Genomic DNA, 26,277 nt, shown 5'->3' on the forward strand with positions numbered 1-26,277 from the left:
TCCGGGCTGCGCCTCGCAACCCCTGGGATCTATCCGACAGATGTCGGTTAGAAACCATAACCGACATCTGTCGGATAACATTCCGCGGATGGACCCCCGCCAGCAGCGCAGTCGTGCCGCTCTCCACGAGGCGGTGCTGCGGCTGGCCTCCGAGCGGGCCGTCGCGGACATCTCGATCACCGCGGTGGCGGCCGAGGCCGGGGTGCACCGCTCGACCGTCTACGACCACGCAGGCTCGGTCGAGGAGCTGCTGCGGGCGGCACTCGGCGCCGAGCTCGACGAGCTCCGCCGGGGCCTCCCCGAGGCGGGGGCCGGCCCCGACGAGGTGGACCGGGCCGTGACAGCGGTGACCCGGGGCGTGCTCGAGCACGTCGCGCGCCACGACGGGATCTACCGCGCCGGCCTGGCCGAGGGCGGCGCGGACCACGGGCTGCGCGCCATGCTCGGGCGCCACTTCCGTGAGAGCGGACGGCTGTTGCAGGCTGGTGCCGGCTCCGGCGTGACGGTCGACGTCCCGGGGCAGCCGCACGACTTCGTCGCCGACGCTGCTGCGCAGTTCATCGCCGACGGCACCGTCGGTGTGATCGCGGCGTGGCTGCAGCGCCCCGGCGTCTCGGTCGAGGAGGTCCTCGACGTCTACGTGCGCCTGGTGCCACCGTGGTGGCCGCGCGACCTCACCGCTCAGGCGTAGGCAACTAAGATTGTCGAAATACTAGAGTCTTTGGTTCCGGTGAGGGAGAGGTGTCCAGGTGGGACAGGAGGCGACGAAGCGGACCGCTCGCGGACTGCTCGTCCGCGGCGGGCGCACGCAGATCGGCAGCGAGGAGCACTACCCCGAGGAGCGCCCGGTGCGCGCGGTCGAGGTCGCCGACCTCTGGGTCGACGAGCACCCCGTGACCGTTGCGGAGTTCCGCAGGTTCGTGGCGGACACCGGCCATCTCACTCTCGCCGAGCAGGGACCCCGGCCCGCGCCCGGCGAGCGGGCCGAGGACCTCGTGCCCGGCTCGCTGGTCTTCACCCCACCTCCGGGGCCGGTGCCGCTCGATGACTGGCGGCGCTGGTGGTCGTGGCTGCCCGGTGCCGACTGGCGCCACCCCGGCGGTCCCGGCACGGACCTCTCCGGCCGCGACAAGCACCCGGTCGTCCACGTCGCGCGCAGCGACGCCGAGGCCTACGCCGCGTGGGCCGGCAAGCGGCTGGCGAGCGAGGCCGAGTGGGAGCACGCCGCGCGCGGGGGTACGACGTCGACGTACCCGTGGGGAGAGGAGCTCGAGCCCCGCGGGCGGCCGATGGCCAACACGTTCCGCGGTGACTTCCCGTGGCGCCACGAGAGCCCGTCAGGTGCGGGCACCACGCCGGTCGGGACCTTCCGGCCCAACGGCCACGGCCTGGTCGACATGATCGGCAACGTCTGGGAGTGGACGGCCTCCTCCTGGACCGACGACCACGGTCCGGCGCCGCTCCAGGTCGTCGCCAGCTGCTGCGCACCGACCGTGTCCGCCGAGGAGTCGCGCGGTGTCACCAAGGGCGGCTCCCACCTGTGCGCGTCGTCGTACTGCCGCCGCTACCGGGCCAGTGCCCGGCAGGGCCAGGCGATGGACAGCAGCACCGGGCACCTCGGCTTCCGCTGCGTCCGCGACGCCTGACGGCTCAGGCCACCAGGTCCTTCCAGCCGGCCGCGAGGTAGTCGATGAACGCAGTGCCGACGTGCTCGTCGGCCAGCGTGGCCCGACTCACCGGACGTGCCCGTGCCTCGAAGGTCGGGTCGGCGAGCGCGCGTGCCGCGAAGTCGTGGTGCAGGATCGCGCCGGTGCCGACGGTCACCAGGTCGGCGCCCTTCGCCAGGCACCACCGGGCGTCCTCGGCCGACAGCACCCGGCCGGCGACCGACAGTGCTGCGCCGTGGCGCGGAAGATCGGTGAAGTGCTCGATCAGCAGGCCGCCGTGGCCCTCGCCGCGCGGCTGCATGAACACGTCCCACAGCGACATGTCGAGGCGGTCAAGGTGGCCGGAGGCGAGCACCTGCCGGGCGATCTCGCGGCCCTCGGGCAGGCTGATGCCGTTGCCCTCCGGGGTGAGCCGCAGGCCGAGCTGGAAGTCGGGTCCGGTCGCGGAACGGATCGCGGCCAGGGCCTCGAGCAGGACCCGCACCCGGTTGTCGAGGGAGCCGCCGTACCTGTCCTCGCGCTGGTTGTGGCGTGCGTCGAGGAACTGTCCGAGCAGGTAGCCGTGGGCGCCGTGCAGCTCGACACCGTCGAAGCCGGCCCGCTCGACGCGGACCGCGGCGGCGACGAAGTCCTCGACGACCTGCTCGACGCCGGAGGTCGTCAGTGCGACCGCGCCGCGCTCGGGCTCGTCCCACGGGCACTGGGTCGGCACGCCGCTCACGGCTGGGTCGGCCCGACGTCCGCCGTGGTGCAGCTGGACCGAGGAGCGCGTGCCCGTCGCCCGTAGGCCCTCGGCCAGGCGACGCAGTCCGGGCAAGTGCTCGTCCCCGCTCGCGCCGAGCTGGCCGGCCCACGCCTGGCCGGCGGGAGAGACGAAGGCGGCGCACGTGGTGGTGAGGCCGAAGCCACCGCGTCCCCGGGCGACGAGCCACGCGTACTCGTCGTCGGACAGCGTTCCGTCGGGGTTGCTCTGCACGTTGGTCAGCGGCGCCAGCGCGAAGCGGTTGGCCAGCTCGGAGCCGTGCAGCAGGGGGAACGGGGCGGCGAGGGAGGTCACCCGCCCATCCTGCCGGGCGGTCCACGGGACGCACGAAGGGCCCCACCTGCTGGTGGGGCCCTTCGACTGCGCGTGGCCAGGGGCGGGGTCGAACCGCCGACCTACCGATTTTCAGTCGGTCGCTCGTACCAACTGAGCTACCTGGCCGGGCAGTCGCACACCTTACCGGAGCCCGGGCCGTGGCACGAAAGCGGCGGCACCCTGCGGGATCCGGAGTGTGGCGTCGATGGGCGTACCGGGTGCCCTGCCCACTATGCTGACCACGCTGTGGCAGGTCCGTCCCGCTGCAGTGGGCCCCCATCGTCTAGCGGCCCAGGACACCGCCCTTTCACGGCGGGTACGCCGGTTCGAATCCGGTTGGGGGTGCGCCGGTGTGGCTGAATCGGTCCCGATTGGGAGCAGCGGAGGCCCATGGGTTAGAGTTCCATCCGCTTCACCAGTTCGATCGGTGGGAGCAAACCTGGCCCTGTAGCGCAGTTGGTTAGCGCGCCGCCCTGTCACGGCGGAGGTCGCGAGTTCGAGTCTCGTCAGGGTCGCAGAAGAAGAGAACCGCTCCGGATCCCGGAGCGGTTCTCCTCGTTTTGGTGGTCGTCGCTGGGGGCGCCTCAGCCGAGCTGGTTGTTCGGGTCGTGGACGATCACCGTGCCGCCGATCCGGTCGGCGAGGGTGCGGTGCCGCGGCTCGTCGCTGAGGAACAGCACGAACGACACGATGCTCGAGATGCCGCAGGTGATGAACGAGATCAGGTAGTCGACGATGTTGCGCAGGGCCATGTCGCCCCACTCGGCGCGTGCCCGACGGTCTTCCTTCCACGCCTTCATGCCGAGCACCTGCAGTGCCGGGCTGGTCCCCTTGCCCCACACGATCAGGCCCCAGACGATGTAGCCGATGCCGAGCGTGACGAAGACCAGCGGGATGGTGAGGAAGTAGGCGCCGACCCGGCGCCCCTGCGAGGCGATGAGGACGCCCGGCGGCAGACCGAGGTGTGCCTCGGGGGAGTAGGGCGAGACCTGGCCGTAGCCGGGAGCGCCGTACCCGGGACCGCCGTACGGGTTCGGTGCGCCGTACGGGTTGGGGGCGCCGTACGGGCTGGGGTCGGGCGGGGGCTGCTTGGCGTAGGGGTCGGAGCCGTAGGCAGGCGCGCCCGGGAAGGGCTCGTACGGGCCGGGAGGGTTCTCAGACATGGCTGCATCCTGTCACCGCCACTTCCCCCGTCGGCAAGAATGGCGGGCGTGCCGGTCGAGATGAGCCCCGAGGACTTCGACGCGCTCGTCGACACCGCCCTGGACCAGATCCCCGAGGCGCTCGCGCGGCTGGTGAGCAACGTGGTCGTCCTGGTCGAGGACGAGCCGCCGGAGGGCGAGCCCGACGACCTGCTCGGGTTGTACGACGGCGTCGCGCTCACCGAGCGCGACGGAGGGCTGATGCCCCAGCTGCCCGACCGGATCTTCCTCTTCCGTGGCCCGCTCCTCGACATGTGCGAGGACGCCGAGGACCTGGCCGAGGAGATCCGGATCACCGTGGTCCACGAGGTCGCCCACCACTTCGGCATCGACGACGACCGCCTCCACGAACTCGGCTACGCCTGACCTGATCGCTCCGCCTGCGATAGTCCCGGGTCAAAAGCACCGCGACACGCCGACTTCCGGTGCTTTTGACCCGGGACTACCGTGCCGAGGCGGTGAGGTGGAAGCCCAGGGCGCAGGCCGCGAGGCCGAGCAGGATCGTCGCGATCGCGTACGCCGTGCCTCTCCGCGGGCCGAGGTCGCGGGTCTGGACGGCGAGCGAGGAGTACGTCGACAGGCCGCCGCACAGGCCGGTGCCGACGAGGGCGAGCGCGACGCCGTCCAGGGACCAGCCGACGCAGGCGCCCAGCAGCAGGCTGGCCACGGTGTTGGCCGAGAGGGTGCCGAGGTGCCAGCGGCCGTCGTACCGGTGGCTGAGCGAGTAGCGCAGGACCGAGCCGAGGGCGCCGCCGAGGGCGACCAGCAGGACGCTCACTGCTCAGCCTCCTCGCCCATGCGTGGGGCGAGCGCGCCGACCAGGTTGACCGCGAGCAGGCAGGCGGCCAGCGTGCCGAGGACGTAGGCCGCTGCGAGTCCGGTGCGCCCGTCGTCGAGCAGAGCGCGGGCCTGCTCAGAGGTCGCGGAGAAGGTGGTGAAGCCACCCAGCAGACCAGGGCCGAGCCCGGCTGCCCAGACAGGCGAGCGCCGGGCCAGCGGGAGGAGCAGGAGGCCGGCGAGCAGGGTGGCGCCGCTGACGTTGATCGCGAAGGTCGTCCAGGCGAAGCCGGTGCCGTCGGTGACGGCCTCCCCGGCGGCGTACCTCAGCACGGCGCCGACGGCACCGCCCGCGGCGACGGCGGCCAGGAGCCGGGGCGAGGGGGTCACGGCGGACAGGGTGTCACGCCGGGGAGGACTACAGCGCGCGCGAGGGCGCGCCGGAGCCGGCACTGCCCTGCCACGCAACCGGCGGTGCGCCGGCCGACTGCCGGCGGAACTCGCCGAGGAACCAGATCTGGAACGCGCGCTGGTCGGGGGTGCGGGGCGCGGTCAGCAGCCGTTGGGCCCGACTGAACTCGTCGGATGCGTCGAGGAGGTCGATCAGACCGCCGATCAGCCGAGCGGTCTCGCGCGGCATCCGCAGCCGCAGGTCGACCGAGTGGTGGCCGGCGCCGGCTGCGTCGTCGACCTGCTCGCGGCCCATGTTGGAGCGCAGCGGCCGCTCGAGCGCGTCGAAGTGGTCCGAGAGCACCCGGGCCAACGGGTAGTCGTCCTCGTGGGCGAGCGCGAGCAGCCGGATCTCGCGGCGCAGGTCGCGGTAGTGGCGCTGGAAGCGGCCGAAGGCCACCACCGGGACGCCGTTGACCTGGACCGCCACCTCGCCGACCCGCGTGTGGTCCTGTGCGAACGGGTTGCTGCTGTGGGTGAGCTGGTACGGCGCGCCGGCGATCTCGGAGAGCTCGGTGGCCGGCTCGAACCAGACCGCCTTGCCGTCGACGTCGATCTCGGCGCCCCAGGCGATCGAGGCCCGCGAGACGATGTCGAGACCGCGGCCGACGGTGGTGAGAGCGAGCAGCTGCTCCTCGTCGAGTGAGTCGAAGGTCTCGAGGTCGAAGGCGTCCAGGTCGAAACCGCCCGCCTGGGTCGCGGGCTGCGGCGCGATCGTGGAGCTGTCGTGGACTTCGAACCGGGGGTGCTCGGCCGTGCCGTGCAGCTGCAGGTGGATCGGGGCCTCGCCGTGCAGGACGGCGTTGGTGACCAGCTCGGAGGCGGCCAGCTCGGCACAGTCGGCGAGGTCCGCGCGTCCCAGCTCGTGGCAGGTGCGGACGACCCAGCGGCGTGCGTCGTGCACGCTGCGCGGCCCAGGGGCCAATTCCAGGGTCTGCCGGTCCTGCACGGTGAGCCTTTCACGTCTCGTGCCCGAGGCGGAGCTGGTCAGGTGGTCGGTCGTTCGGTGAGGCCTGATCCCGGATCCGATACCCCCTTGAACTTGCAACTAAACCAACCGATCAGGGCCGATTTGGTGACGGTCGGGCGGGTCGCGGACCGAATGTGACCGACCAGACCGCAGCGGCGGCTTGGGGGCGGCGGGCTGGAGGCGGAAGAATGACGCGTAGCGTCACTCGACACCGCCCATCATGGGCCAGGAGGAAGTCATGGCAGCAGGCGACATCCAGCCGGATCCGTCCGATCGTGCGATCGTCCCCCGCTCCGACCGACACCAGGTGGTCGTCATCGGCTCGGGCTTCGGTGGTCTGTTCGGGACCAAGGCCCTGCGCCGGGCCGACGTCGACGTGACGATGATCGCGAAGACGACCCACCACCTCTTCCAGCCGCTGCTCTACCAAGTGGCGACCGGGATCCTCTCGGAGGGCGAGATCGCCCCGCCGACGCGTGAGGTCCTCGCGAACCAGAAGAACGCCCAGGTCCTGCTCGGCCAGGTCACCGGGATCGACCTGGACAACCGCCTGATCACCTCCCACGTGCTGGGACGCGAGCTCGTGACGCCGTACGACTCCCTCATCGTCGCTGCCGGCGCCGGGCAGTCGTACTTCGGCAACGACCACTTCGCGGAGTTCGCTCCGGGCATGAAGAGCATCGATGACGCCCTCGAGCTGCGCGGCCGGATCTTCGGCGCCTTCGAGATGGCCGAGCTCGGCGCCGCCCGTGGTGAGAACGTCGACCACCTGCTGACCTTCGTGGTCGTGGGTGCCGGTCCGACCGGTGTGGAGATGGCCGGCCAGATCGCCGAGCTCGCCCACCGCACGCTGACCCGCGACTTCCGTGCGATCAGCACCCGCCAGGCCCGCGTCATCCTCGTCGACGCCGCGCCGCAGGTGCTGCCGCCGTTCGGCGCCAAGCTCGGCAAGTGGACCCAGGAGAAGCTCGAGAAGCTCGGCGTCGAGGTCATGCTCGGTGCGCTGGTGTCCGAGGTCGACGAGCGTGGTCTCGTCGTGAAGTACAAGGACGGCAGCTCGCAGCGCGTCGAGGCCGTCGCGAAGGTCTGGGCCGCCGGTGTGCAGGCCAACCCGCTCGGCAAGCAGCTCGCCGAGCAGACCGGCGCCCCCCTCGACCGCGCCGGCCGGATCTCGGTCAACCCCGACCTCACCCTCCCGGGCTACCCCGAGGTGTTCGTGGTCGGCGACATGATCTCGCTCGACAACCTCCCCGGTGTCGCGCAGGTCGCGATCCAGGGCGCGAAGTACGCCGCCAAGGAGATCGAGGGACGCCTCGAGGGCAAGCCCTCGCAGCCGCCGTTCCGCTACTTCGACAAGGGCTCGATGGCCATCATCAGCCGCTTCCGCGCGGTCGCGATGGTCGGCAAGCTGCGGATCACCGGCGTCGTCGCCTGGCTGATGTGGCTCGTCGTGCACCTCGTCTACCTCACCGGCTTCAAGAACCGCCTGACTGCCGTGCTCCGCTGGGCTGTGTCCTTCATCGGCACCGGCCGCTCGGAGCGCACCTCGACCGAGCAGCAGATCTTCGCCCGGGTCGCGCTCCAGCGCCTCGCGCGCGGCGCGACCGACCTGGTCTCCGAGCCGGGTGAGCACGACGCCGAGCGGCGCCGTGAGGAGCTCGAGGCGCAGGCGGCCGAAGAGGCCCGGCTCAGCGACGAGAACAAGCGCGGCGTCAAGGTCTGATCGAAGCGGCAGGACACGTCAGGAAGTCTGCTGCTCCCGGACTGCTCGGGGCAGGATGAACACGCCCTCGGCCTCGGCGGTGACGCCGTTGGGGCCGATGACGTGGGCCTTCGCCCACGTCTTGATGCCTTCCTCGCGGTCGATCCACGCCTCGATCCGCAAGTCACCCAGCGGGGTGCCCTGGCGGTAGACGATCGTCAGCGTCCCGGTCATGCCGGGCCGTCCGGCTGCGCCGACCGCGTGCCCGAGCACCTGGTCGAGCAGCAGTGAGACCACGCCGCCGTGGACCAGTCCGGGCGGTCCCTCGTACGGCGCACCGCAGTGGAAGTCGGTCTCGGCGCGGCCGCTCGGGTCACTGCGGACCGCCAGCGGCGGGGCGATGGGATTGCGCAACCCGATCACGGGGTTGCCCCACGGCCGTCGCCGGCCACCGGTCAGGTGCTCCTGGCCGAGGGTCTGGGTACGGCGGACCTTGCGCAGCCGCGCCACGGCGGTCTCGACGTCGGCGTGCGCCGCGCGTACCTCGTCCTCCTCGACGTCCGACATGACGCACAGGTCCACGAGCTCGCGGGCCGCGTCCGCCAGCGGCCGCCACACCTGCGCCTCCCGTTCGACGACGGCGGCCTCGTCGGAGGGGAGATCGGTGGGGAGGTGCCAGTTCATGGTGGCCAGAGTAGAACAGGTTCTCGTTTTATTGGAGGGCAACTCCCACCCGGGCTCGGGCACCATGGGGGCCATGACTGCTCTCGTGGATCCCGATGTCGCCCGGTGGCCGAGCTGGGTGGCGATGGTCGAGGACTTCGGCGGCACTGAGGAGATGCACGGCTCGGGCCACTGGAACCTCTCCGGCGATCCCGTCGCGACCGAGGCGGGGTGCGCCGACTTCGTCGCCATGACCGAGGTGACCGCGCCCGGTGACCTCGACGGCACGCGCGTTGCATCGTCGTACTTCTGGATCACCGCAGGCGACGGTGGGCCCGACGACGAGGTGATCGGGTTCTTGAACCTGCGCCACACGCTCAACGACTTCCTGCTCGAGGAGGGTGGCCACATCGGCTACTCGGTGCGGCCCTCGGCGCGACGCCGGGGCCACGCGTCGGCGGCGCTCGGCCTGGCGCTGCGCGAGGCTGCCGGGCTCGGGATCGACCGGGTGCTGGTGACCTGCGACGAGGACAACGAACCCTCGCGACGCACGATCGAGGCGAACGGCGGCGTCCAGGAGGACGTCCGCTCCGGCAAGCGCCGCTACTGGATCAGCTGACGCTGTCGGCGTAGTCGTCGGCGCCGTCGTAACCGGGACGCAGCTCCGGGCGGAGCCGGTAGATCGCGCTGGTGAACCAGTGCGGGTCGACGATGCTGGCGTTGACGACGATCAGCGGGAGGCCCGGGCGCTCGAGCAGGACCGTCCAGCGGCGGTGGCCCGGCTCGCCGACGATCGCGACAGGGGTGTGCGGGCTGCCGATGTCGACGACCTCGGAGCGCCCGGCCCGCTTGATGGTGAGCTGACCGCGTCGCAGCGAGAGCTCCGTGGTCACGCACCCGGCGCGCACGGCCCACACGGTGAGGGTGAGGAAACCCAGGACGCCGGCGATCCCGATCGAGCTGGGCGCGCGGTCCTGCGAGGCGACGTAGGACATCACGCCGGTCGCCGCGAGCGAGGCGAGCAGGACGAGTGAGAGCGCGCGGCGCACGCCCCCGCGGACCGGGAAGTCCACGTCGGTGCTGGCCTGGCTCGCGGTGAGGTTCTCCTCGGGCTCGGTCCAGCGTCCGCGCTGGACCTGCGGACGTGTCACGACCTCGGGCGGCGGTCGGTTCGATGCCTCGTACGTCGAGCGCGAAGCCGGGGCGCTGATCCGCACGCCGTTCTCGGTGCGGGCCACCGGTGCCCGCGACGGCGGCTCGGGGGCGGGCGCAGGGCGACGGGTCGGTGGGGTCGGCTCGCTGCGCGGTGTCCGTGCTCGCGAGCGCGTCTCGCTCGGCGGCGGGTCCGCGCGCAGGGCCTCGACGACGGAGCGCCCGGCAGCTGTGGCGTTCGAGCTGGTCCGTGCGGCCGGTGCAGCCGGTGCAGCCGGTGCGGGCTCGTCGTTGCCGAGGGCGGCGAGCACCGAGCGACCGGCGTCGTTGGTGTCGGGACGCGGCACGCTCGAGCGCGCGGGGGTGTCGGCCGGTGCGCTGTCCTCGACGGGGGAGGGGGAGGACGGCGACGCCGAGGGGAGCGACGTCGTACGGGCAGCGGGAGCCGCCGTCGCCGGAGCAGTCGCCGACCCGCCGCGAGGTGCCCCGATGACCCGGGCGTCCTTCGCGTAGGTGGCGCGCTTGTTCAACCAGGCACGGATGGTCTCCGTGTCCGGACCGAACTCGTCATTGCTCCCCATGACAGAGTCCTCCCTTCCCCTCGCCACCCTCGAGAATACTCCGCGCGGCAGGGTGCCGTCCCCGGTTCGAAGGACTCCCGACCCTGGTCAGGACGGGCCATGCGACCTGCTCCGAACGGGCCATGGTCGGCCCGGGGCCGGAAGGCGGGTAAATTGAGATCGATTCCCAACCAGCGGAGGTCACGGTGACCGACACCGACGAGCGCCCCACGGCGCTGCGCCCGACCCGGCAGCGGCTCGCGATCAACGCGGCCCTCCGGTCAGCCGTCGACTTCCAGAGCGCCCAGGAGATCCACGACGCCCTGCGTCAGAGCGGTGACAAGGTCGGTCTCGCGACCGTCTACCGGACACTGCAGGCGATGGCCGACTCCGGCGAGGTGGACGTGCGTCACGGTCCCGCCGGCGAGGCGTCGTACCGACGCTGCAGCGAGTCGCACCACCACCACCTGGTCTGCCGCTCGTGCGGGCGCACGGTCGAGATCACCGGTTCCGCGGTCGAGAAGTGGGCGCACAGCGTGGCCGACGAGCACGGCTTCACCGACGTCGCGCACACCGTCGAGCTGGTCGGGCTGTGTGCCGACTGCACCGCTGCGGCGCCGGGCAACTAGAGTTCCCCCGGGCCGTTGGGGGGTCTGTGGTTTAGCTCCGACCTGCAGGTTGTGGACAAACGCCTTGGTGAAGTGCGGTTCCGCGGGAACGCCGATGGGCGCTTCTCGGAATGTCCGGCTCGATGGCCGGAGCGCAACCGACTTCTCCATTACGCTCGGTTGAGTCGCTGGCTCTATCTAGACTCCGCCGAATGAGCGACCTCCCGCCCCCGCCACCCTCCGGGGAGCAGGTTCCACCGCCCGGCGCCACTCCTCCTCCGCCGCCTCCCCCGGGCAACGCCGCACCTCCGCCTCCTCCGCCGGGCCCGACGCCCACACCTACTACGGCACCTGCACCGTTCGAAGCGGTGCACTACGACACCATGAGCGTGAAGGCGCTGCGCGGCACCGAGGGCAAGGCCATCAAGAAGTGGGAAGCCGACGGCTGGGAACTCGTCTCCCAGGACAAGGGCACCCTGCGGACAGAACTGCACTTCCGCAAAGTCGGGAAGAAGTTGCCGCTCATCCCGATCCTCGCGGGGCTCGCTGCCCTCTTCGTCGTCTGCGCCGTCGCGCTCGGCGCCGTAGCGCTCACCCAGGACGACGAACCGGACCAGGACAAGGCCTCCGAAGTCGCCGACAACAACACCCCCTCCGACGAACCCACCCAGGCCGAGGTCACCGAGTCGGCCGAGCCCACTGACCCACCGTCATCGACAGAACCGGCCAAACCGACCGAACCAGCGCTACCGGCCATCCTCACGGCCAAGAACAACAAGGACCTCAAAGCACTGCTGGCGACCAAGGACGACTGCAGCGCCAAGATCACCCGGTTCGCGAAGAAGTACGAAGGCAACACGATCGCGTTCAACGGGAACGTCGGCGCCATCCAGAACCACGAAAGCTACGACACCCGGTGGGACATCCTGATCTCGGTCGGCGACTACAGCGAAACGACCGCGATCGGACCGAACTTCCGATTCACCAACGTCAACTTCGGCGAACTCAACGTGACCGGGAAGAACGCCCCCGACGAAATCGGGCTCGCGACCGAACTGCACGTGACCGCCATCCTCGGCGAGTACGACGAAGAGAAGTGCCTCTACCACCTGGAACCGGTCGAGACGAGGGGCCGGTAGCGCGGCAGAGCCGCGGGGCCCTGGCGGCGCTTGCTCCACCGGGCGTGCTGCAGGGCTAAGTGCAAGGATTTTGGAACGGGTCCGAAGGCGCGCTGAAGGCATTAACCTCACCTGTCGTGGCCGACTCCGAAGCGCTTGCTGGCGCGACGACCTGGATACCCGAAACGCCCACCACGAAGCGACGTTTCCCAATCTGGGTGATGGTCGTGAGCGGCATCGGTCTCAGCGCAGTCGTGCTGCTGGTCGTGGCGGTCGCGACGGCCGACCGATGGACTGCAGTCGACGCGCCGGCTCAGCCCGCGGTCTACAGCACCGCCGAGCATGAGACCGGGGAGTACGAGGTTCTGGATGACCTCACTCCCCCATGCTCGATCGGACAGGACTGGAACGCCTGCGTCAAGGTGTACGTCAAGTCACACGCCGCGGCCTGTCAAGGCGTGAAGCTCGCAGCTGAGGCGCAGGACTACTGCGACGGCTACGGCAAGATGATTGACGAGATGCGGAACGCGGACAGCGGTCCGGACGACTACGTCAGTTCCCTCGGCTACTACGGCCTTCTGACCAAGTACGCGCTGCTCGATGTGACACGGACCTTGACCGTCGAGCCCAAACCAGCGAGGACACACGAAGCGGTCTGCTATCTGGGATTCGTGGGCGAGTGCGACAAGGATGCCGAGGTGACAGGGACGATCGCGGCCGAGGCCAGTGCAGCGCTAGCCACGGTCTACGCCAACAACGAGAACTATTGCTCGAAAATTACCGGGCGCGAGTGCGTACGACTGATGAAGCAGGAGTACTCCAAGGCATGCGACGTCGTCGACAGGAGTGCGATGACTCAGGCGGCCTGGACGCTGTGCAATGGACAAGCGCACGACATTCGACTCACGCCTGCGACCAAGGACAGGGCTGCGGGCGAGGCGGTGTTCGGCAAGCTCACCCTCATCCAGTTGACCACCACTAAAGAAGAGCAGGTCACCGTCTCAAAGCTGCACAAGAACGACACGCCCTCCAAGCTCGAGACCGAGTTGCGGAATGAGATCAACCGTCCCGCCAACGTGCGTAGTCGTGCACAAATCAAACAGGAGCTTCTCTTCGGAGCCGAAGAGGACGACCTCATCGCCGACGTCGACGGTGCGCTTGAGAACGAGACCATCAGCCAGACCCAGCATTGTCTGTACTTCGGATTCATCCGCAATGTCTCCGACAGCGAGATCATCGAAGGTTGTGCCGAGATCCTTTCCGACCTGAACTGAGACGTGCTGGCGCAGCTACCTGGGCCCCTCGACGCGATGACACCGGCGCACGGGTGGGTGGTTCGCTCCACAAGTCGTACGTTGCTTTCAGGTCGGCGAAACGGACCCGTCAGACGTTATCGGCTGAGATGCTCGTGTCGTGCTCATCGACCCGGTCCCCCACCGAGACGTGGACGGAGTCTGCGACCTCTGCTGCGCCGACAGCGGCGATGCCAATCTTTGCCACAGCTGCCGGAAGAACACCCGTGCCCTCGGACTCGACCTCGACGACATGTCGCTCTACCCGCTTGGTCTGGCGGTCAAGGGTGGTGCCTTGGCGAACGCTCTGTGGCGATACAAACGGGCAGACACTGTTGCTGTGCGCGCCACAGCAACCGATGACCTGCAGGATGCGATCAACGATCGCCTTCCGCGAATAGCAACTCACTTCCCCCGGTATCACGCGGTCACTTTCGTTCCAGGGAGGCAATCTGGGTCCGATAGTGTCCGCGACCTCTTCGCGAACACGACATGGGGCCAGAGGAACCTCATCATGTCACTTCTGGAAGTCAACGACTACGACAAGGCCACTCACACCGCTGACCCCAACCGGTTTGGGTGCCGCTCAGTCCAGGGCCATGTCCTCCTGCTGGATGACACCTTCACCACTGGCGCGACGTCGTTCAGCGCAGCACGCACTCTACTGTCAGCTGGCGCAAGCCACGTCTCCATCGTCGTCATCGGCCGACACGCCGCGCGCGATTGGGGGTCAGGGGAATACTGGGATCGGGTCCAGCGACGCATGGCGACCGGCGAGTTCTGCCCGGAGTGTCGCCAGAGCATCGGCCGGCACCGCACCCTGCCCACCAGCGTGGGAAACCCACAGGGTCAAGGCGCCTACAGCGACGAAGAAGAGCCTCCCGACCGTCAAGGGTGGCCAGAGGACCCGCAGCGGTGGACCGCGGACCCGCCGGTCGCGACCCCTCGGCCGCAGCGATCCCCGTCGCCCCCGGTCCAGACGTCCACAAGCGCCGTCGTCCCGGCGCCCGTGCCTGCTGGGCCCGGACTGATCAAGCGCGGCCTGAAGTGGATCGGGATCGGAGTGTTCGCGGTGGTCTCCGTAGCGATATACATCGACCAGTCGACCGTCTCAACGCCCAACACCAATCAAACCGAGTCCCAGGAGGACCCTGTCCGCGACAGCTCCCCCAACCGGAAGGCGGCAATCGACCTGATCGAATCCAACGCCACCCGGTATGACATGGCGGGGGTACCGCGCGGTCCCATCGCGGAAGGCATCGAGTACGTCTGCAGCGACTACATCGCCGAAGGGCGCTCGCAGTCCGAGTACGAGTCGGATATGGAAGGCTTCGCGACAAACGACACCGCCCGGAACGCGCTGCCTTTCATCACCTACATCGGCGAGGTCGTCTACGCCGACAGCGACAACATCTGCTGACCACCTGGTTCACAGGCCGGCAAGAAACTCCTGAAGATCAGCACGGTTCGCCAGCCGTCTTACGCCTCGTCCAGTCAACGACTCAGAGCCCGAACACTCTGGCCTGCTTCGCTCCGCCTCGGGAGGAACAGGTACGGCCAGCTGGCGCCCCTGCTTCAAGGCGTACTCAGCAGTTGACATGGTTCCCGATGTAGCACCGCACTGCACCACGACCGTGCCGAGCGACAATGCCGTCTGGAGACGGTTTCGAGCCACCAACGTTCGAGCAGATGCCGTGGTCCCCGGACTCTGCTCGGTGACCAGACAACCCCCTGAGGAGACGATCTCTTCGGCGTCACGGAGATGTTGTCGCGGCGAGATCGCATCCAGGCCACTGCCGAGGACTGCGACCGTGATGCCACCCGCTTTCACCGCGGCTCGATGCGCGGCGATGTCCACGCCAAGGGCTAGACCCGAAACGACGCTCAGCCCTGCCTCGACGGCGTCGCGCGCGATCGCGGACGCCATCTCCGCACCCCACGGCGTCGGAGTGCGCGTGCCGACCACGGCCACCGACCGCGTTGCAGGAAGGCTGCCTCGAATGGTCACGACGGCAGGAGGGTCGCTGATCGAACGGAGGGCAACCGGGTAGGTGTCGTCGAAGTAGCCCACAGCGATCTGTGTATCGGGCCAGATCACGTCGACGACGGTCACGGTGCCTTCGACCGCCGTGCCAGCAGCCCTGCGGCGCGCTTCGGGCGAGGCGGCGTTGAAGGCCTCAGAACTGCCGAAGGCAGACGCGAGCTTGACGGCGCGACCAGAACCAACCCCGCGCAACGTCATCAACGCTTGAAGCCCGGCGGCAGTTCGGAGGTCCCCTCCTTGCGGCGTTGGGTCGCCGAAGTCAAACAGGGTCTCGCTCGACATACCGCGAACCATGTCACGTCACGGCGATTCCCGCCCCGCGGGCTGGCGTATCGAGGGCGGGCCGGGCAAGTTGCACAGAGCTCGAACAGACCTAGCCTTGCACAACGAGACCCACCTTCCCGGCTCAGGCAGGCGGGTCTCGTTGTAACCAAGGAGCTCAGCGAATGCAATGCTCCAACAAGTCGTTCCGGATGGTGAGGCCGCCCAAATCGGACGCCCGGTCGATGTAGTCAAACGCCATGTACCGGTGTGTCCCGGTGGTCCAGCAGTTGAACTGCTCAGAGGTGGGAACGTTCGCGAGGACGCCATCACCGATGTAGATGTAGACCGTTCCGTCCGCCGCGCGCAGCAGTCGAAGTGTGTTGGCGGAGGAGCCGTCGTTGTTGAACATCAGCTCGTCCAACTTCTGTCGGGTGACGATGTAGTCCGTCGCGTTTGAGGGGCACGTGAATGGGGCGTCGCTTTGGGTGAGCCCGAGGAGGTCTTTGGGATAGGTGTTGAAGCGGACTGGGTAGCCGGCCTGGGCGATACACACGTAGTCACCCGGTGTCGGGATGCTACGAATAGTGCCGTCGACGGTCGATACGAAGTAGGAGTGCTCATTCGGGTCCTGCAGGATGTATCCGGCCGGAAGTCCAGTGTCTCCGCCGCCCCCGGTCACGGGCTTGAACAGGTCGCTGTAGTAGTCGTCCTGGCAGGCCTCATCCACTCCCGGATTCACGGAACCGGCTCGTACGATGCAGTGCCCTTGGACGGTGCGGCCGCGGCCATCGACCGTCGGAGCGGGCCTGTAGTGATCGGCGCGGAACTGGATGGTATTGAATCCAGTAGATAGTCCTTCGGCTGCGACGCGAATGATGCCGGCGTACTTCAAGTACCGAACCTTGTCACGGAATGCCGTGAGGCGCTTGTGCAGATCGTCGAGCTCACCAACTGAGCGGCCCTGGGCGACACCGATGCGTAGGGCACTGTCCAGGATGGTGATAACGGAGTCCTCGAGGCAGGCGTGGAGTTCACTGGAGAAACGAACCAGAGCGGTGGGCACGTCAGGCGCCGAGACGCTTGCCAACACCGGGAGAGCACAACTGATGCCGTCAATGACGGTCTGGAACAGGTCAGAGTTGGTTCCGATGTTCAACTTTGAGAACACGGCGTTGAGTTCGCTCAGTGCGGAGTCGAGTCCAAATTTCGCGAAGGTGTAGCCCATTTCGCCTCGGTGGTCCGCGGTACCGGTTGTGCCGGGGCGAACGTCGATTGCGATGTCGTCTCCAGGAAAGGTGATCAGACCTGAGCTGTCGCCAGCGCCGGCGAAGGCGCGGATGGCGTACGCGGTGAGGTCGGTGTCAGGCAGAACGCGCTTGACCTCGAACGCGTTCGCGCCGGCGTTCTCCCGCCATCTCACGATGGTGGAACTGTTATTTCGGACCACGGTGCGCGCTGCATCCTGTCCGCTGCCCTGGGTTGCCGGGGGGACGGGCGCACCGGCACCGACGCAGTGCTTGAACAAGAACCCGTTGACTGGCCGGATGTTGCCGGGCAGGTTGAAGAACGCGTCGTGGATGTCGACCCATGTCTTCTGCGGGCTGGGAGGGTCAAAGATTGAAGTTCCGGCACGCTGGGCCCAAGGTGTCGAGCAGGCTGGGGCGAAGAACCGGTCGCCAAACAAGATGCCACCGGTCACTTCGGCACCCATTGACAGCAAGGTGTAGGACTTCCCGATCCAGGCGGTGGCGACGTTGCTCAGCGAGTGCACCGGCGCTGACAGCTGCGTTCCGTTGCCGACGAGGGACGCGGTGAGGCTCTCGCCGCCCGGACCGTTCGACGTATCCGCGAAGCTGTGCAGGATGTAGGGGTCGTAGTAGGTGTCGGAGTCGTCGTCGGGGAAGTCAGCACGGTTGCTCGGCAGGGTGACAGTCACTGTCTGTTCGCCGTCGGCCCACGGGCCCCAGATGTGCATGTCGGCGTTCGGGATGTACGGCTCCGGCATCTTTGTCGGCTGGTCGCCCGGCTCGATCGACGCCCATGCCCCGCTTGCAGCGTCCACGACTCCGGCGGGGACCGTCAGTCCGTACAGATCCCGGGAGACCGTGATGGTCTGGCCCGGGTAGGTCCAGCGCCAACTGCTGGCCGCGGATCGAATCGGGGCCGGGGTGAGGCACGACTTGGCGATCACCGCTTCCAGGGTGCCCTTTCCGACACCTCCGACTCGTTCGGGGGTGACATGCCTCAAGGATGCGTACGGACGGGCGTCGACCAGGCGCTGCGCTACGGGCTTGGAGATCTTCAGCCGCGCAGCGAGGTCGGCGACCGGCGAAACGGCAAGGTCGATCTTCCCGTTGGCATTGCACACATTCGGCGCCGGCGGCGGGAACATGGTCGGGGTCGCGCACGCCTTCGAGCTCGCGATGATCGCAGCCAATCTGCCCGGGCCGATCCCCTCAACGACGGATAGGTCACTGACCTGCAGGAACGGTCGCCACGTCACGACGCGCTCAGCAACAGGCACATCCACCTTCAGCGCGCCGGCGAGCTCGTTGACTGGGGCGAGGTTGATGTTCGTTTGCCCCTCAGCGCAGACCATCCGAACCTCGGGCAGGTTCGCGGCCGTCAGCGCGGAGCCGGAGGCCGCTGCGGGGACGGAACTCGCTTGGGCGGTTGCTTTGACAGCATCGCTGGCAAACGCGGCGGGCACCTGCGTGGCCGAGAAAGTGAGCGTGAGCGCAACCATCGTGGTCGCGGTGCCGTCGACGAGCTTCCGCCGGCGTCGCTTCGAATTCAACATGATCATGGTGCGGACCCCCACGCGTCCTCGATGTGGCAATTCCAACCTCCACAGAGAAGGCGGGCCTAGCGTAGTGACGCCGGAAATGACCGTCGCGTCAGCGATTTTGGGGACACCCAGAAACCGCCAAAGGGCGGCGCGCCACACGCCGATGCGCTATGCGGTTGCAGGATCTGTCACCACCTCGTGCAGCAGACCCCTTCACCAGCCCGCTGGACCCCGAGCACGTCTTCGCAGTCGGCAACAGCACGATCGACGCTCGCTACCTTCCGCTCGAACCCTTCGCTGCCATGATCCTCGGCCGTTTCAACGCGGCATGGCTCGACGCCGACAAGCCCGTCGACGAGCACCTCTCCTACAAGGCCTCCCGGACCGTTTCCTGGTCGGACCGCGGCGACAGCCAAGTGGCCGCCTCCCGGACCGCGTCCGCACAGCGCAGCATCGACAAGTTCCTTGCCAAGATCGGACTCTGCAAAGTGGGCATCACCGCAAGCAGCATCGCGCACTGGCGCATCGCGAGCGCCCTTCAGTCCGATGACGTCGAGATGGCTTTGATGATCAGCGGACGAGAAAGCCACGCACGGATGATCCAGGCCATCGGCAGTTACCGGGTGCCGTCGGCCGACGACCTGCTCGCCGACGGCGAGACCTTCTCGATCCCGGCCTGACCCATCGCCACGGGTGGACCCATGGCGACGTCCCCGCCGACCCGGAGCCAACGCGATGGCGGCCGCGGACAAGAACTTTGACAACTCCAAAGGAAACTCCCGGCGCTGAGGACGACACGGTCGCCAACTCTCCGGGCCCACGAAAGGAGGTGCAAACCACCGGGCCACGGGATTCATCCGCTCACCCGCGAGGACAAGGTGCGGTTCGCGCTTCCTCGTCAGGCGACCTCGGTCGGTACGGCGTGGCCCTTGACGCCGCGGAGGATGTCGACGATGACGTCCACGTCGGCTTCAGGGAAGACGAAGTCAGGGCCGGTCGGGGCGTGGTCGATGTAGGGCGACTCGTACAGCCGGCCCGGTTCGACCACACCGTTGGTGGCGAGCTCGTCGATGATCAACGTGATGAAGCGGATCTGGTCGGCAGTGGCCTTCCCCTCCTCGAGGTAGGCGCCGAACGCTTCGGCGGCCGCGGCACGGTCCAGGCCGACGAGTCCGCGGATGAACAGTCCAAGGCCGCCGGACTGCTCGGAGGCCCAGACGATGTCGACCTTTGCTCCGGCACCGCTGGCCAGCAGCATCTCCTCCAGCGCCTGGAGGTCGTCGGGGGTGAGTTGCTTGTTACGACGCAGACGGTGCAGCGCGACGTGGTCCTCGTGGTCCTTGAGGTACGCCGCGGCCTTGGCGCGGAAGCGTTCCATGTTGGTGCCCGGTGTCGCACCGGGCAGGTCGACGTAGATCTCTTCGCCGAGTTCGTCCTTGAAGTCGGTGTAGACGGTCGTCTTCTGGGCCTTGTCGAGGAACTGGACCAGGCCCCGGAGGCGAAGGCGGACCAGTTCCAGCATCGGCAGGGTGACATCGACCCACCACTCATCGCTGGCGACCTCTTCGAGGCGTTCGGCTTGGGCCGCGACCGAAGGGATGGCGGTCTTGGTGAGCAGGCCGTGCGCGATGTCCTGAATGGTGGCGCGGATCCGTTCAGCGGTGAGGGCGTCGCCCTCGAGCTGGGCGAGTTGGCGCCGCAGGACCAGTACGTCGAAGCGTTTGGCGGTCTCTTCGTCGTCCTTGACGGTGGAGGGCAGGCCCGCGAGGTGTTCGAGGACCTCCACGGCTGCCTCGGGAGTGAGGGAGCCCCAGGCCTTCTGGTCGGCGTACTTCTCGACCCAGCGTCGGTGGGGGCGGACGAGGAAGTTCTCGAGGTTCATGCCCGCGACGTACTCGTGCAGCGTGTTGGCGGTCGAGTGGCGAAGTTCGGGTTCCTGGTCGACGTGGTCCAGGGCGGCGACCAGGGCGAGGCGGGTTTCGAAGAGGCGCTGGTTGAGCGACTTCTGGTTCGACCCCTCGGAGCCGGGGAGGTCCTGGCTGAAGTATTCGAGGTTGCCGCAGAAGTCGAAGACCAGGAAGTTCTTCTTGTCCTCGCCGGGGCCGAACAGGTCCGGGGCCAGTCGGGTGCCGCGGCCGATCATCTGCCAGAACTTCGACTTCGAGCGGACCATCTTGAAGAACACGAGGTTGGCGACTTCGGGGACGTCGATGCCGGTGTCGAGCATGTCGACGCTGATCGCGATGTTCGGATCCTTCTCGGCGACTGAGAAGTCGTCGATCAGGGACTGGGCGTACGACATGCCGTGGGTGATGACGCGGGCGAAGTGGCCGGCCTTTTCGGGGTACTGGGCGTCGAACCGGTCAGCGATGAACTGGGCGTGGTCGCGGTTCTTGGCGAAGATGATGGTCTTGGCCAGTCGATCGCCTCCGGCGACCTTGTAGCCCTTGTCCATCACCGTGGCCAGGACCTTGTCGACCGTGTCGATGTTGAAGAGGAACCGGTTGAGTTCCTCTGAATCAACCGCGTCCGGTGGGCCGTCCTCGCCCCAGTCGAGGCTGTCCCACTCGTCCTTCTCGTCCTCGCTCAGGTCGGCGTACTTGATGCCGTGGCGCAGGAACTTGGTGCCGACCGAGACTCCGACCGGTGGGACGAGGAAGCCCTCGCTCACTGCCTCGTCGAGGGTGTAGGCGTCGGTGGGTACGCCGTCCTCGAGGTGGAAGAGGCGGTAGGTGTTGTGGTCGACCTCGTCCTTGGGTGTGGCAGTGAGCCCGACGAGGAGGGAGTCGAACCAGGAGAAGATCGCGCCGTACTTCTGGTAGACCGACCGGTGGGCCTCGTCGATCACGATGAGGTCGAAGTAGCCGGGACCGAACTTGCCCAGGCCACCGTCGGTGTCGCCGATGAGGTTCATCATCGTCGGGTACGTCGAGACGTACACCCGCCCATCGGCGACCTTGTCGGTCAACAGGTTCACGGTCGTGGCTGCGGGCAGGTGGGCCTTGAAGGCATTGGTGGCCTGGGTGACCAGCGCGGTGCGGTCGGCCAGAAACAGCACGCGCTTGGCCCAGTTGGCCTTCATCAGCTGGTCGACGAGCGCGATCGTCATGCGGGTCTTCCCGGACCCGGTCGCCATCACCAGCAGCGTCTCGCGCTGCTTCTTCGTGAACGCCTCATCGATCGCCCGGATGGCACGCTGCTGGTAGTGGCGCCCGGCGATCTCGGTGTCGATCCCGACCGAGGCCAGCGACAGTCGGGTGTGGCGCCGCTGGAGGAGCAGCTCGAGTTCGGCCCGGGTGTAGAAGCCCTGCACCTCGCGCGGCGGGTACCCGGCGGCGTCGTCCCACAGCCAGTGCTCGTAGCCATTCGTGTAAAAGATGACCGGGCGGCGGCCGAACTGCTGCTCAAGGCAATCGGCGTACAACTTGGCTTGCTGCTGGCCCTCCTGGGCCGAGCGGGTGGTGCGCTTGGCCTCCACCACCGCCAACGGCAGTCCGTCCTCGCCCCACAGGACGTAGTCGACAAACCCGGTGCCCTGGTTGTTGGGCATCCCAGTCACTTCGAACTCGCGGTCGCGGGGTTCGGCCAACGCCCAGCCGGCTTCGCCGAGGAGGACGTCGATGAACAGGTCGCGGGTGTCGGCCTCGGAGTACTCGTGGTCATCGACCGTCGTCTTCGCGGCCTGCGCGGCCTTGATCTGTTCGCGCAGTTGGGCGATCTCGGCGTCCTTGGCGGCGGCGAGTTCGTACTTGTCTGCCAGCGCCTTCGCGAGAGCCTCGTCCTGTGCCTTGAACTTCGCGGCGAGCTTCACCAGGTCATCACGCGACAGCGGCGCCGCCTTCGCCGCGAGGGCTGGGTCGAACGCGGCCTTCGTCGGTACGGCACCGGGGTCGGCTGAGTGGTGGAACGTCGCCCACACCACCACGTGGTGCAGTTCGCGGAGGACCTGGAGCGCGACCTGAGGTGGGATCGGGCGAACTTCGTGGACAGCGGTGTTGCCCAGTTTGCGGATCAGGTTCAGCTTCTGGCGGATCCCGTTCCCGGTCCGGGCCTTGAACTCGGCGGCGTTGATCCGAGCCGCCAGGTCCGGCTGGTATGGCACCGGCAGCGCGAGGACGTCGTACAAGTGTCCGACGAGTTCCTCGACCGCGCGACGGCTGTAGAAGCATGCCGAGCGGGGATCAGACGCCAGGTAGGACTCGGCCCGGGCACAGTCGTCGTGCAATGACGGCAATGCATGCCGGACGAAGTCGAAGTTGCCCATGGTGGCCGGTCACTCGCCCTTGTTCTCGATGCCGAAGTGGTCGGCGAGGCGTTCCAGGGTGAACTCCTGGCGCAGTTTGCAGGCGCTGTGCTGGCTAGCGAACATGCCCTTCTGCCAGTAGGCCTCTGTCTCGGGATGGGCATCCAGCCACTCAACCGGAACGACCCACTCAGCCATGTCATCGTCGGCGTCATCGAAGTGCGGGTGCGGCGTGCCGACAAGATCCTGCTCAGACAGCTTCACCCAGTCGTCGCCGACCTTGACGAGGGCTTCTACCCACCGGCGTGCGGGGGCGAGCGTCTTGCCAACAGCGACGTAGCCGGTACCGGGAACGTTGACCCATACGCGAGCACCCTCGGGGAGGGTCCTCATCGTCTGCGAGTAGAACTTCCCGCCTCCGGCGGCGATGAAGCCAAACTTCTGGGCGTCCTGCCAGGGCCGGTTACCGCCATACGAGACGTACCAGTCCAGCCCGTTCCACGCGGCCCGCTTGCCCTTCTTCGCCGAAGATGTTGCCGCCGGAGTGCCTTCGTCGGAAGCCGCGAGCCAAGACCGGGCGAGGTACTTGCGGTTCTCGTCCTCCAAGTAGGAGAAGAAGACCGCGTTGACCGGGACACCGAAACTGCGCAGGTAGTTGACGATGCGCTCGGAGCTGTTGTCGAGATCTGAAGCGACGACTGTCAACTGGAGCTCGCCGTTGAGCTCGTCGGGCGGAGCGCTGCCGAAGACATCCTCGAAAGCCGCTTCGAACGGTTGGTCGAGGTGCTTGTCGGCGATGTCGATGACTTCATCGCGCGAGAGCGTCGACACCCACGAGCCGTAGTCGAGAATCTGCGCGACGACCTCTCGCGGCGTCCGGTCGCGCTTGAGTTCCAGGACGTGAAGGTTGCCGTCGGTGTCGATGGCCAACAGGTCGAGGCGCTTGCCGTATGGCGTCGCCACCTCGCTGCCGATCACCAGCAGGCGCACGCCGAGCAGAGACGGGTCGCGCAGCAAGAACTGGTGGAGTTCTTTCTCGGCCGGAAGCACCGTGGCCTTCAGCGGCCGTGGCTCGTCACCGTCGATGCGCCACATCCTCATCTCAACAGGCACTGATCACAACTCCCCTCGGAAGGCGCGGGACTGGAGCGAAGCGAAGAGTGCCTCGTCCGATTCGGAGGCGGTGAACACAAGTTCGCGCTGTCCAGCAATCGCTCTGACCCGCTCTGCGAATGCCCGCTGCAGATCGATGGGGGGCACGGGCACCTCAATCTTGACGAACTGTCCCTTAGGCAATAGCGGCATGGTGGTGGAAGCACCTCTCGCAATGATTAGCGGCTTCAACATCTTCAAAGCCGCGAAGCCGTAGGCATCATCGATCTGGTCGCCCCAGTCGACCGCGTTGATTTGCTGATTGAACGCAGAAGGTTCGGTGGCAGCGCCGACCTTGCCGATGGTCGCACCGATGCAGCAGACGAAGGTCGAGCCCCTCCGAACCACTCGACTTGCGGCGGCGCCCGCTTTGGTCACGCTTCGGACGACAGCCTGTCGTGATCCCAGGTCACCTGGCGTCACGAAGGGGATGGGGCCACCAAACATCCCGTCGGCTGCAGTCGGAGGCGTCTTACCTGTCGTTACCTGGCCGAGTTCGCCGATGGGGACCGACGCCCAGCCATCGCCGAAGGCGAACATCTCTTGGAAGATCGACTGGCCAAGTATGTCGAGGTGAGCCAAGACTTGGATGCGCTTGCCTCGGAGGGCGTCGGCGTAGTTAAGGATCGCGGCCACGCGACGTTGCTCCGGGAGGGAGGGGAGTTCGATTGGCATCTCGCCGATGTCCGTCTTGTTTACCTGGAGAAAGGTCGCGCCACGTCCCTTTGAAGCCAGTTCACGCTCGTACCGTGAAAGCCAATGCCACAGATACTGGTTGTCGAGTTGGGGCCCCGGTCGTAGCGCCGCGACGCCACGGCCCAGACAGTACTCGCCGTCGGACCAGACCTTCGCTCCAATGGAAGCACGGATGCTGAGGACGATGTCGTCTGCCTTGGAGACCTTTCCAGGCTTCGTCGTAAACTTATTGGGCGAGAGCGTCCCTCCCTTGAAGTCCCCAGCGCCAGCGATTAGGGGCAGGCCCTCGCCTCGGTCGTTGTAGGAGTCCCCAGTGGGAGCTTGGCCCATCGTAATTTTGCATACGTCTGCGAGCGTCGCTGTCACGAAAGCATTGCCTTAAGTTCTGCGAGGTCCTTGGCTATCTCGTCCTCGAGGGCCTCGATGTCGCCGATGATGTCGAGCGGAGCGCGGTGCTCGATCTCGTCGCGGACGATCTCCTTGTAGCGACTCAACGAGAGGTCGTAGCCCTCCGCGATGATGTCGGCCTTGGAGACGAGGAACGACCGTTCAGCGCGTCCGCGATTCTTCTCGGCGTCGCGGTCCCGCCACCGGGCTAGGACGTCGACGAAGTCGTTGGCCTCGACCGGGTTGCGCTTGTCGTCTAGCGAGAAGCCATCCGCCTGGACATCGTAGAACCAGACGTCATCCGTACCGCCGGAATTGGTCTTGGTGAAGAACAAGATCGCGGTGGAGACACCGGCGTATGGACGGAAGACACCGGACGGGAGTTTGACCACCGCGTCGAGCTTCTGGTCCTCAACCAGGATCCGACGCAACGCCTTGTGCGCAGTGGACGAACCGAACAACACGCCGTCGGGCACGATGACTGCCGCCCGGCCGCCCGGCTTGAGCAGCTTGAGGAAGAGCGCGAGGAAGAGGAGTTCGGTCTTCCTGGTCTTCACCACCCGCTGCAGGTCCTTCGACGTCGCCTCGTGGTCGAGGGACCCAGCAAAAGGTGGATTGGCCAGGATCAGGCTGTATTTTTCTGCGTCGTCACTGGCACCCTCGGAGAGGGAGTCCCGGTACCGGATGTCCGGTGCCTCGATGCCATGGAGCAGCATGTTCATGCTGCCGATGCGCAGCATGGTGGAGTCGAAGTCGTAGCCATGGAACATTGAATTGTGGAAGTGCGAGCGCTGCGTGGCATCGGTGAGCGTCGCCGGATGGGCGTCGCGGACGTACTCGCTGGCCGCGACAAGAAACCCCGCCGTACCGCAGGCCGGGTCACAGATCTCGTCGCCGGGCGTCGGTGCCGTCATCTGGACCATCAAGTCGATGATGTGGCGCGGCGTACGGAACTGGCCGTTGACCCCGGCTGCCGCGATCTTCGACAGCAGGTACTCGTACAGGTCTCCGTTGGTGTCCCGGTCGGCCATCGGGATGTCATCGAGCATGTCGACAACCTTGCTCAGCAAGGCCGACGTCGGAATCGTGAACCGGGCGTCCTTCATGTGGTCGCTGTATGTCGACTCGTCGCCACCGACGGTGCGCAGGAACGGGAAGACCTCGTCAGCCATGACCTGGTGCATCACGTCGGGACCGTCGTTCTTGAGGCGGCTCCACCGAAGGTGTTGTTGATCAGGGAGGAACACCGGGGCCTCGATCACGCCTCCAGTGACGCGGGCCTTCTTCTCAGCCAGGATCTGCAGGTCATCGAGGCGACGGATGAAGAGCAGGTAGGTGATCTGTTCGATCACCTCGAGCGGGTTGGAAATGCCGCCGGACCAGAACGCGTCCCACACCCGGTCGATCTTGCTCTTCAACTCTCCCGTGATCACGTCCTTAACCCTAGTGACGGACGGTGCATCG

The 26,277-nt window shown here is 67.3% G+C and carries 23 protein-coding genes and 3 tRNA genes; 12 read left to right on the forward strand and 14 right to left on the reverse strand.

Features of this window, described 5'->3' with window-relative positions; genetic code table 11:
- The first annotated feature begins 88 nt into the window (after nt 1-88).
- Together ASE01_RS06535 and ASE01_RS06540 are read left to right on the forward strand one after the other, a co-directional pair.
- Entirely contained in the window at nt 89-691 is a 603-nt protein-coding gene (locus ASE01_RS06535; RefSeq protein WP_056749394.1) for a TetR/AcrR family transcriptional regulator, read from the forward strand.
- A 58-nt stretch (nt 692-749) separates the two neighbouring features.
- The gene (locus ASE01_RS06540; RefSeq protein ID WP_056749395.1) at nt 750-1,646 is read left to right on the forward strand and encodes a formylglycine-generating enzyme family protein; all 897 of its coding nucleotides are present in this window, start codon (nt 750-752) and stop codon (nt 1,644-1,646) included.
- A 4-nt stretch (nt 1,647-1,650) separates the two neighbouring features.
- Here the strand turns inward: ASE01_RS06540 and ASE01_RS06545 are convergent, their stop codons facing one another.
- Nucleotides 1,651-2,724: an NADH:flavin oxidoreductase gene (locus tag ASE01_RS06545; RefSeq protein ID WP_056749396.1), complete on the reverse strand. Its 1,074-nt coding sequence runs from the start codon at nt 2,722-2,724 to the stop codon at nt 1,651-1,653.
- Between the two features lie 73 nt (nt 2,725-2,797).
- Nucleotides 2,798-2,871 (reverse strand) — tRNA-Phe (locus tag ASE01_RS06550).
- Nucleotides 2,872-3,017: 146 nt separating this feature from the next.
- On the opposite strand from ASE01_RS06550, the gene ASE01_RS06555 reads away from it, so the two are divergent.
- A tRNA-Glu gene (locus ASE01_RS06555) sits at nt 3,018-3,090 on the forward strand.
- A 96-nt stretch (nt 3,091-3,186) separates the two neighbouring features.
- A tRNA-Asp gene (locus tag ASE01_RS06560) sits at nt 3,187-3,260 on the forward strand.
- A 69-nt stretch (nt 3,261-3,329) separates the two neighbouring features.
- Here ASE01_RS06560 and ASE01_RS06565 read toward each other — a convergent pair.
- Nucleotides 3,330-3,908, reverse strand: coding sequence for an RDD family protein (locus tag ASE01_RS06565; protein WP_056749397.1), 579 nt, complete (start codon nt 3,906-3,908; stop codon nt 3,330-3,332).
- Between the two features lie 39 nt (nt 3,909-3,947).
- Between ASE01_RS06565 and ASE01_RS06570 the strand changes: the two genes are divergently transcribed.
- Nucleotides 3,948-4,313, forward strand: coding sequence for a metallopeptidase family protein (locus ASE01_RS06570; RefSeq protein WP_200958771.1), 366 nt, complete (start codon nt 3,948-3,950; stop codon nt 4,311-4,313).
- Between the two features lie 76 nt (nt 4,314-4,389).
- Here the strand turns inward: ASE01_RS06570 and ASE01_RS06575 are convergent, their stop codons facing one another.
- The 3 genes from ASE01_RS06575 to ASE01_RS06585 are packed head-to-tail and all read right to left on the reverse strand — an operon-like array spanning nt 4,390 to nt 6,078.
- The gene (locus tag ASE01_RS06575) at nt 4,390-4,725 is read right to left on the reverse strand and encodes a fluoride efflux transporter FluC (protein WP_056749398.1); all 336 of its coding nucleotides are present in this window, start codon (nt 4,723-4,725) and stop codon (nt 4,390-4,392) included.
- Nucleotides 4,722-5,114 (reverse strand): fluoride efflux transporter FluC, encoded by a 393-nt coding sequence (locus ASE01_RS06580; RefSeq protein ID WP_056749399.1) that lies wholly within the window; start codon nt 5,112-5,114, stop codon nt 4,722-4,724. Before ASE01_RS06580 ends, ASE01_RS06575 begins: the two co-directional genes overlap by 4 nt.
- Nucleotides 5,115-5,142: 28 nt before the next feature.
- Nucleotides 5,143-6,078, reverse strand: a complete 936-nt coding sequence (locus ASE01_RS06585) for an ATP-binding protein (RefSeq protein ID WP_235535895.1) — start codon at nt 6,076-6,078, stop codon at nt 5,143-5,145.
- 304 nt (nt 6,079-6,382) lie between these two features.
- Here ASE01_RS06585 and ASE01_RS06590 point away from each other — a divergent pair, with 304 nt between their 5' ends.
- The gene (locus tag ASE01_RS06590; RefSeq protein ID WP_056749401.1) at nt 6,383-7,867 is read left to right on the forward strand and encodes an NAD(P)/FAD-dependent oxidoreductase; all 1,485 of its coding nucleotides are present in this window, start codon (nt 6,383-6,385) and stop codon (nt 7,865-7,867) included.
- 18 nt (nt 7,868-7,885) lie between these two features.
- Here the strand turns inward: ASE01_RS06590 and ASE01_RS06595 are convergent, their stop codons facing one another.
- Nucleotides 7,886-8,530, reverse strand: a complete 645-nt coding sequence (locus ASE01_RS06595; protein ID WP_056749402.1) for a PaaI family thioesterase — start codon at nt 8,528-8,530, stop codon at nt 7,886-7,888.
- Nucleotides 8,531-8,603: 73 nt separating this feature from the next.
- Here ASE01_RS06595 and ASE01_RS23905 point away from each other — a divergent pair, with 73 nt between their 5' ends.
- Nucleotides 8,604-9,128, forward strand: a complete 525-nt coding sequence (locus ASE01_RS23905) for a GNAT family N-acetyltransferase (protein ID WP_082605940.1) — start codon at nt 8,604-8,606, stop codon at nt 9,126-9,128.
- Here the strand turns inward: ASE01_RS23905 and ASE01_RS06605 are convergent.
- Nucleotides 9,121-10,242 (reverse strand): hypothetical protein, encoded by a 1,122-nt coding sequence (locus ASE01_RS06605; RefSeq protein ID WP_056749403.1) that lies wholly within the window; start codon nt 10,240-10,242, stop codon nt 9,121-9,123. The two genes, ASE01_RS23905 and ASE01_RS06605, sit on opposite strands and share 8 nt — an antisense overlap.
- Nucleotides 10,243-10,427: 185 nt before the next feature.
- Between ASE01_RS06605 and ASE01_RS06610 the strand changes: the two genes are divergently transcribed.
- The 4 genes from ASE01_RS06610 to ASE01_RS06625 all read left to right on the forward strand — a co-directional run bounded on the left by ASE01_RS06610 (nt 10,428) and on the right by ASE01_RS06625 (nt 14,659).
- Nucleotides 10,428-10,850, forward strand: coding sequence for a Fur family transcriptional regulator (locus ASE01_RS06610; protein ID WP_056749404.1), 423 nt, complete (start codon nt 10,428-10,430; stop codon nt 10,848-10,850).
- Between the two features lie 347 nt (nt 10,851-11,197).
- Entirely contained in the window at nt 11,198-11,968 is a 771-nt protein-coding gene (locus tag ASE01_RS06615; RefSeq protein WP_056749405.1) for a DUF4839 domain-containing protein, read from the forward strand.
- A 116-nt stretch (nt 11,969-12,084) separates the two neighbouring features.
- Nucleotides 12,085-13,221, forward strand: a complete 1,137-nt coding sequence (locus ASE01_RS06620; protein ID WP_157537138.1) for a hypothetical protein — start codon at nt 12,085-12,087, stop codon at nt 13,219-13,221.
- A 139-nt stretch (nt 13,222-13,360) separates the two neighbouring features.
- A complete protein-coding gene (locus ASE01_RS06625) occupies nt 13,361-14,659 on the forward strand; it encodes a ComF family protein (protein ID WP_157537139.1) in 1,299 nt (432 codons plus the stop codon).
- A 9-nt stretch (nt 14,660-14,668) separates the two neighbouring features.
- Here the strand turns inward: ASE01_RS06625 and ASE01_RS23915 are convergent, their stop codons facing one another.
- A complete protein-coding gene (locus ASE01_RS23915; protein ID WP_162260275.1) occupies nt 14,669-15,565 on the reverse strand; it encodes a DNA-processing protein DprA in 897 nt (298 codons plus the stop codon).
- 157 nt (nt 15,566-15,722) lie between these two features.
- Nucleotides 15,723-18,368, reverse strand: a complete 2,646-nt coding sequence (locus ASE01_RS06630; protein ID WP_056749408.1) for a hypothetical protein — start codon at nt 18,366-18,368, stop codon at nt 15,723-15,725.
- 137 nt (nt 18,369-18,505) lie between these two features.
- Between ASE01_RS06630 and ASE01_RS06635 the strand changes: the two genes are divergently transcribed.
- Nucleotides 18,506-19,015: a hypothetical protein gene (locus tag ASE01_RS06635; RefSeq protein WP_056749409.1), complete on the forward strand. Its 510-nt coding sequence runs from the start codon at nt 18,506-18,508 to the stop codon at nt 19,013-19,015.
- A gap of 218 nt (nt 19,016-19,233) precedes the next feature.
- Here the strand turns inward: ASE01_RS06635 and ASE01_RS06640 are convergent, their stop codons facing one another.
- From ASE01_RS06640 to ASE01_RS06655, 4 genes are read right to left on the reverse strand one after another with little or no spacing between them, the layout of a single operon-like run.
- Nucleotides 19,234-22,599, reverse strand: a complete 3,366-nt coding sequence (locus ASE01_RS06640) for a DEAD/DEAH box helicase family protein (RefSeq protein WP_056749410.1) — start codon at nt 22,597-22,599, stop codon at nt 19,234-19,236.
- A gap of 9 nt (nt 22,600-22,608) precedes the next feature.
- Nucleotides 22,609-23,673, reverse strand: coding sequence for a hypothetical protein (locus tag ASE01_RS06645; protein ID WP_235535897.1), 1,065 nt, complete (start codon nt 23,671-23,673; stop codon nt 22,609-22,611).
- Between the two features lie 21 nt (nt 23,674-23,694).
- On the reverse strand, nt 23,695-24,792 hold the full coding sequence (locus ASE01_RS23920; RefSeq protein ID WP_082605873.1) for a restriction endonuclease subunit S: 1,098 nt from the start codon (nt 24,790-24,792) through the stop codon (nt 23,695-23,697).
- Nucleotides 24,789-26,246 (reverse strand): type I restriction-modification system subunit M, encoded by a 1,458-nt coding sequence (locus ASE01_RS06655; protein WP_056749413.1) that lies wholly within the window; start codon nt 26,244-26,246, stop codon nt 24,789-24,791. Before ASE01_RS06655 ends, ASE01_RS23920 begins: the two co-directional genes overlap by 4 nt.
- Between the last annotated feature and the right edge of the window lie 31 nt (nt 26,247-26,277).

The sequence above is a fragment of the Nocardioides sp. Root190 genome, from assembly GCF_001428565.1.
Taxonomy (GTDB): domain Bacteria; phylum Actinomycetota; class Actinomycetes; order Propionibacteriales; family Nocardioidaceae; genus Nocardioides.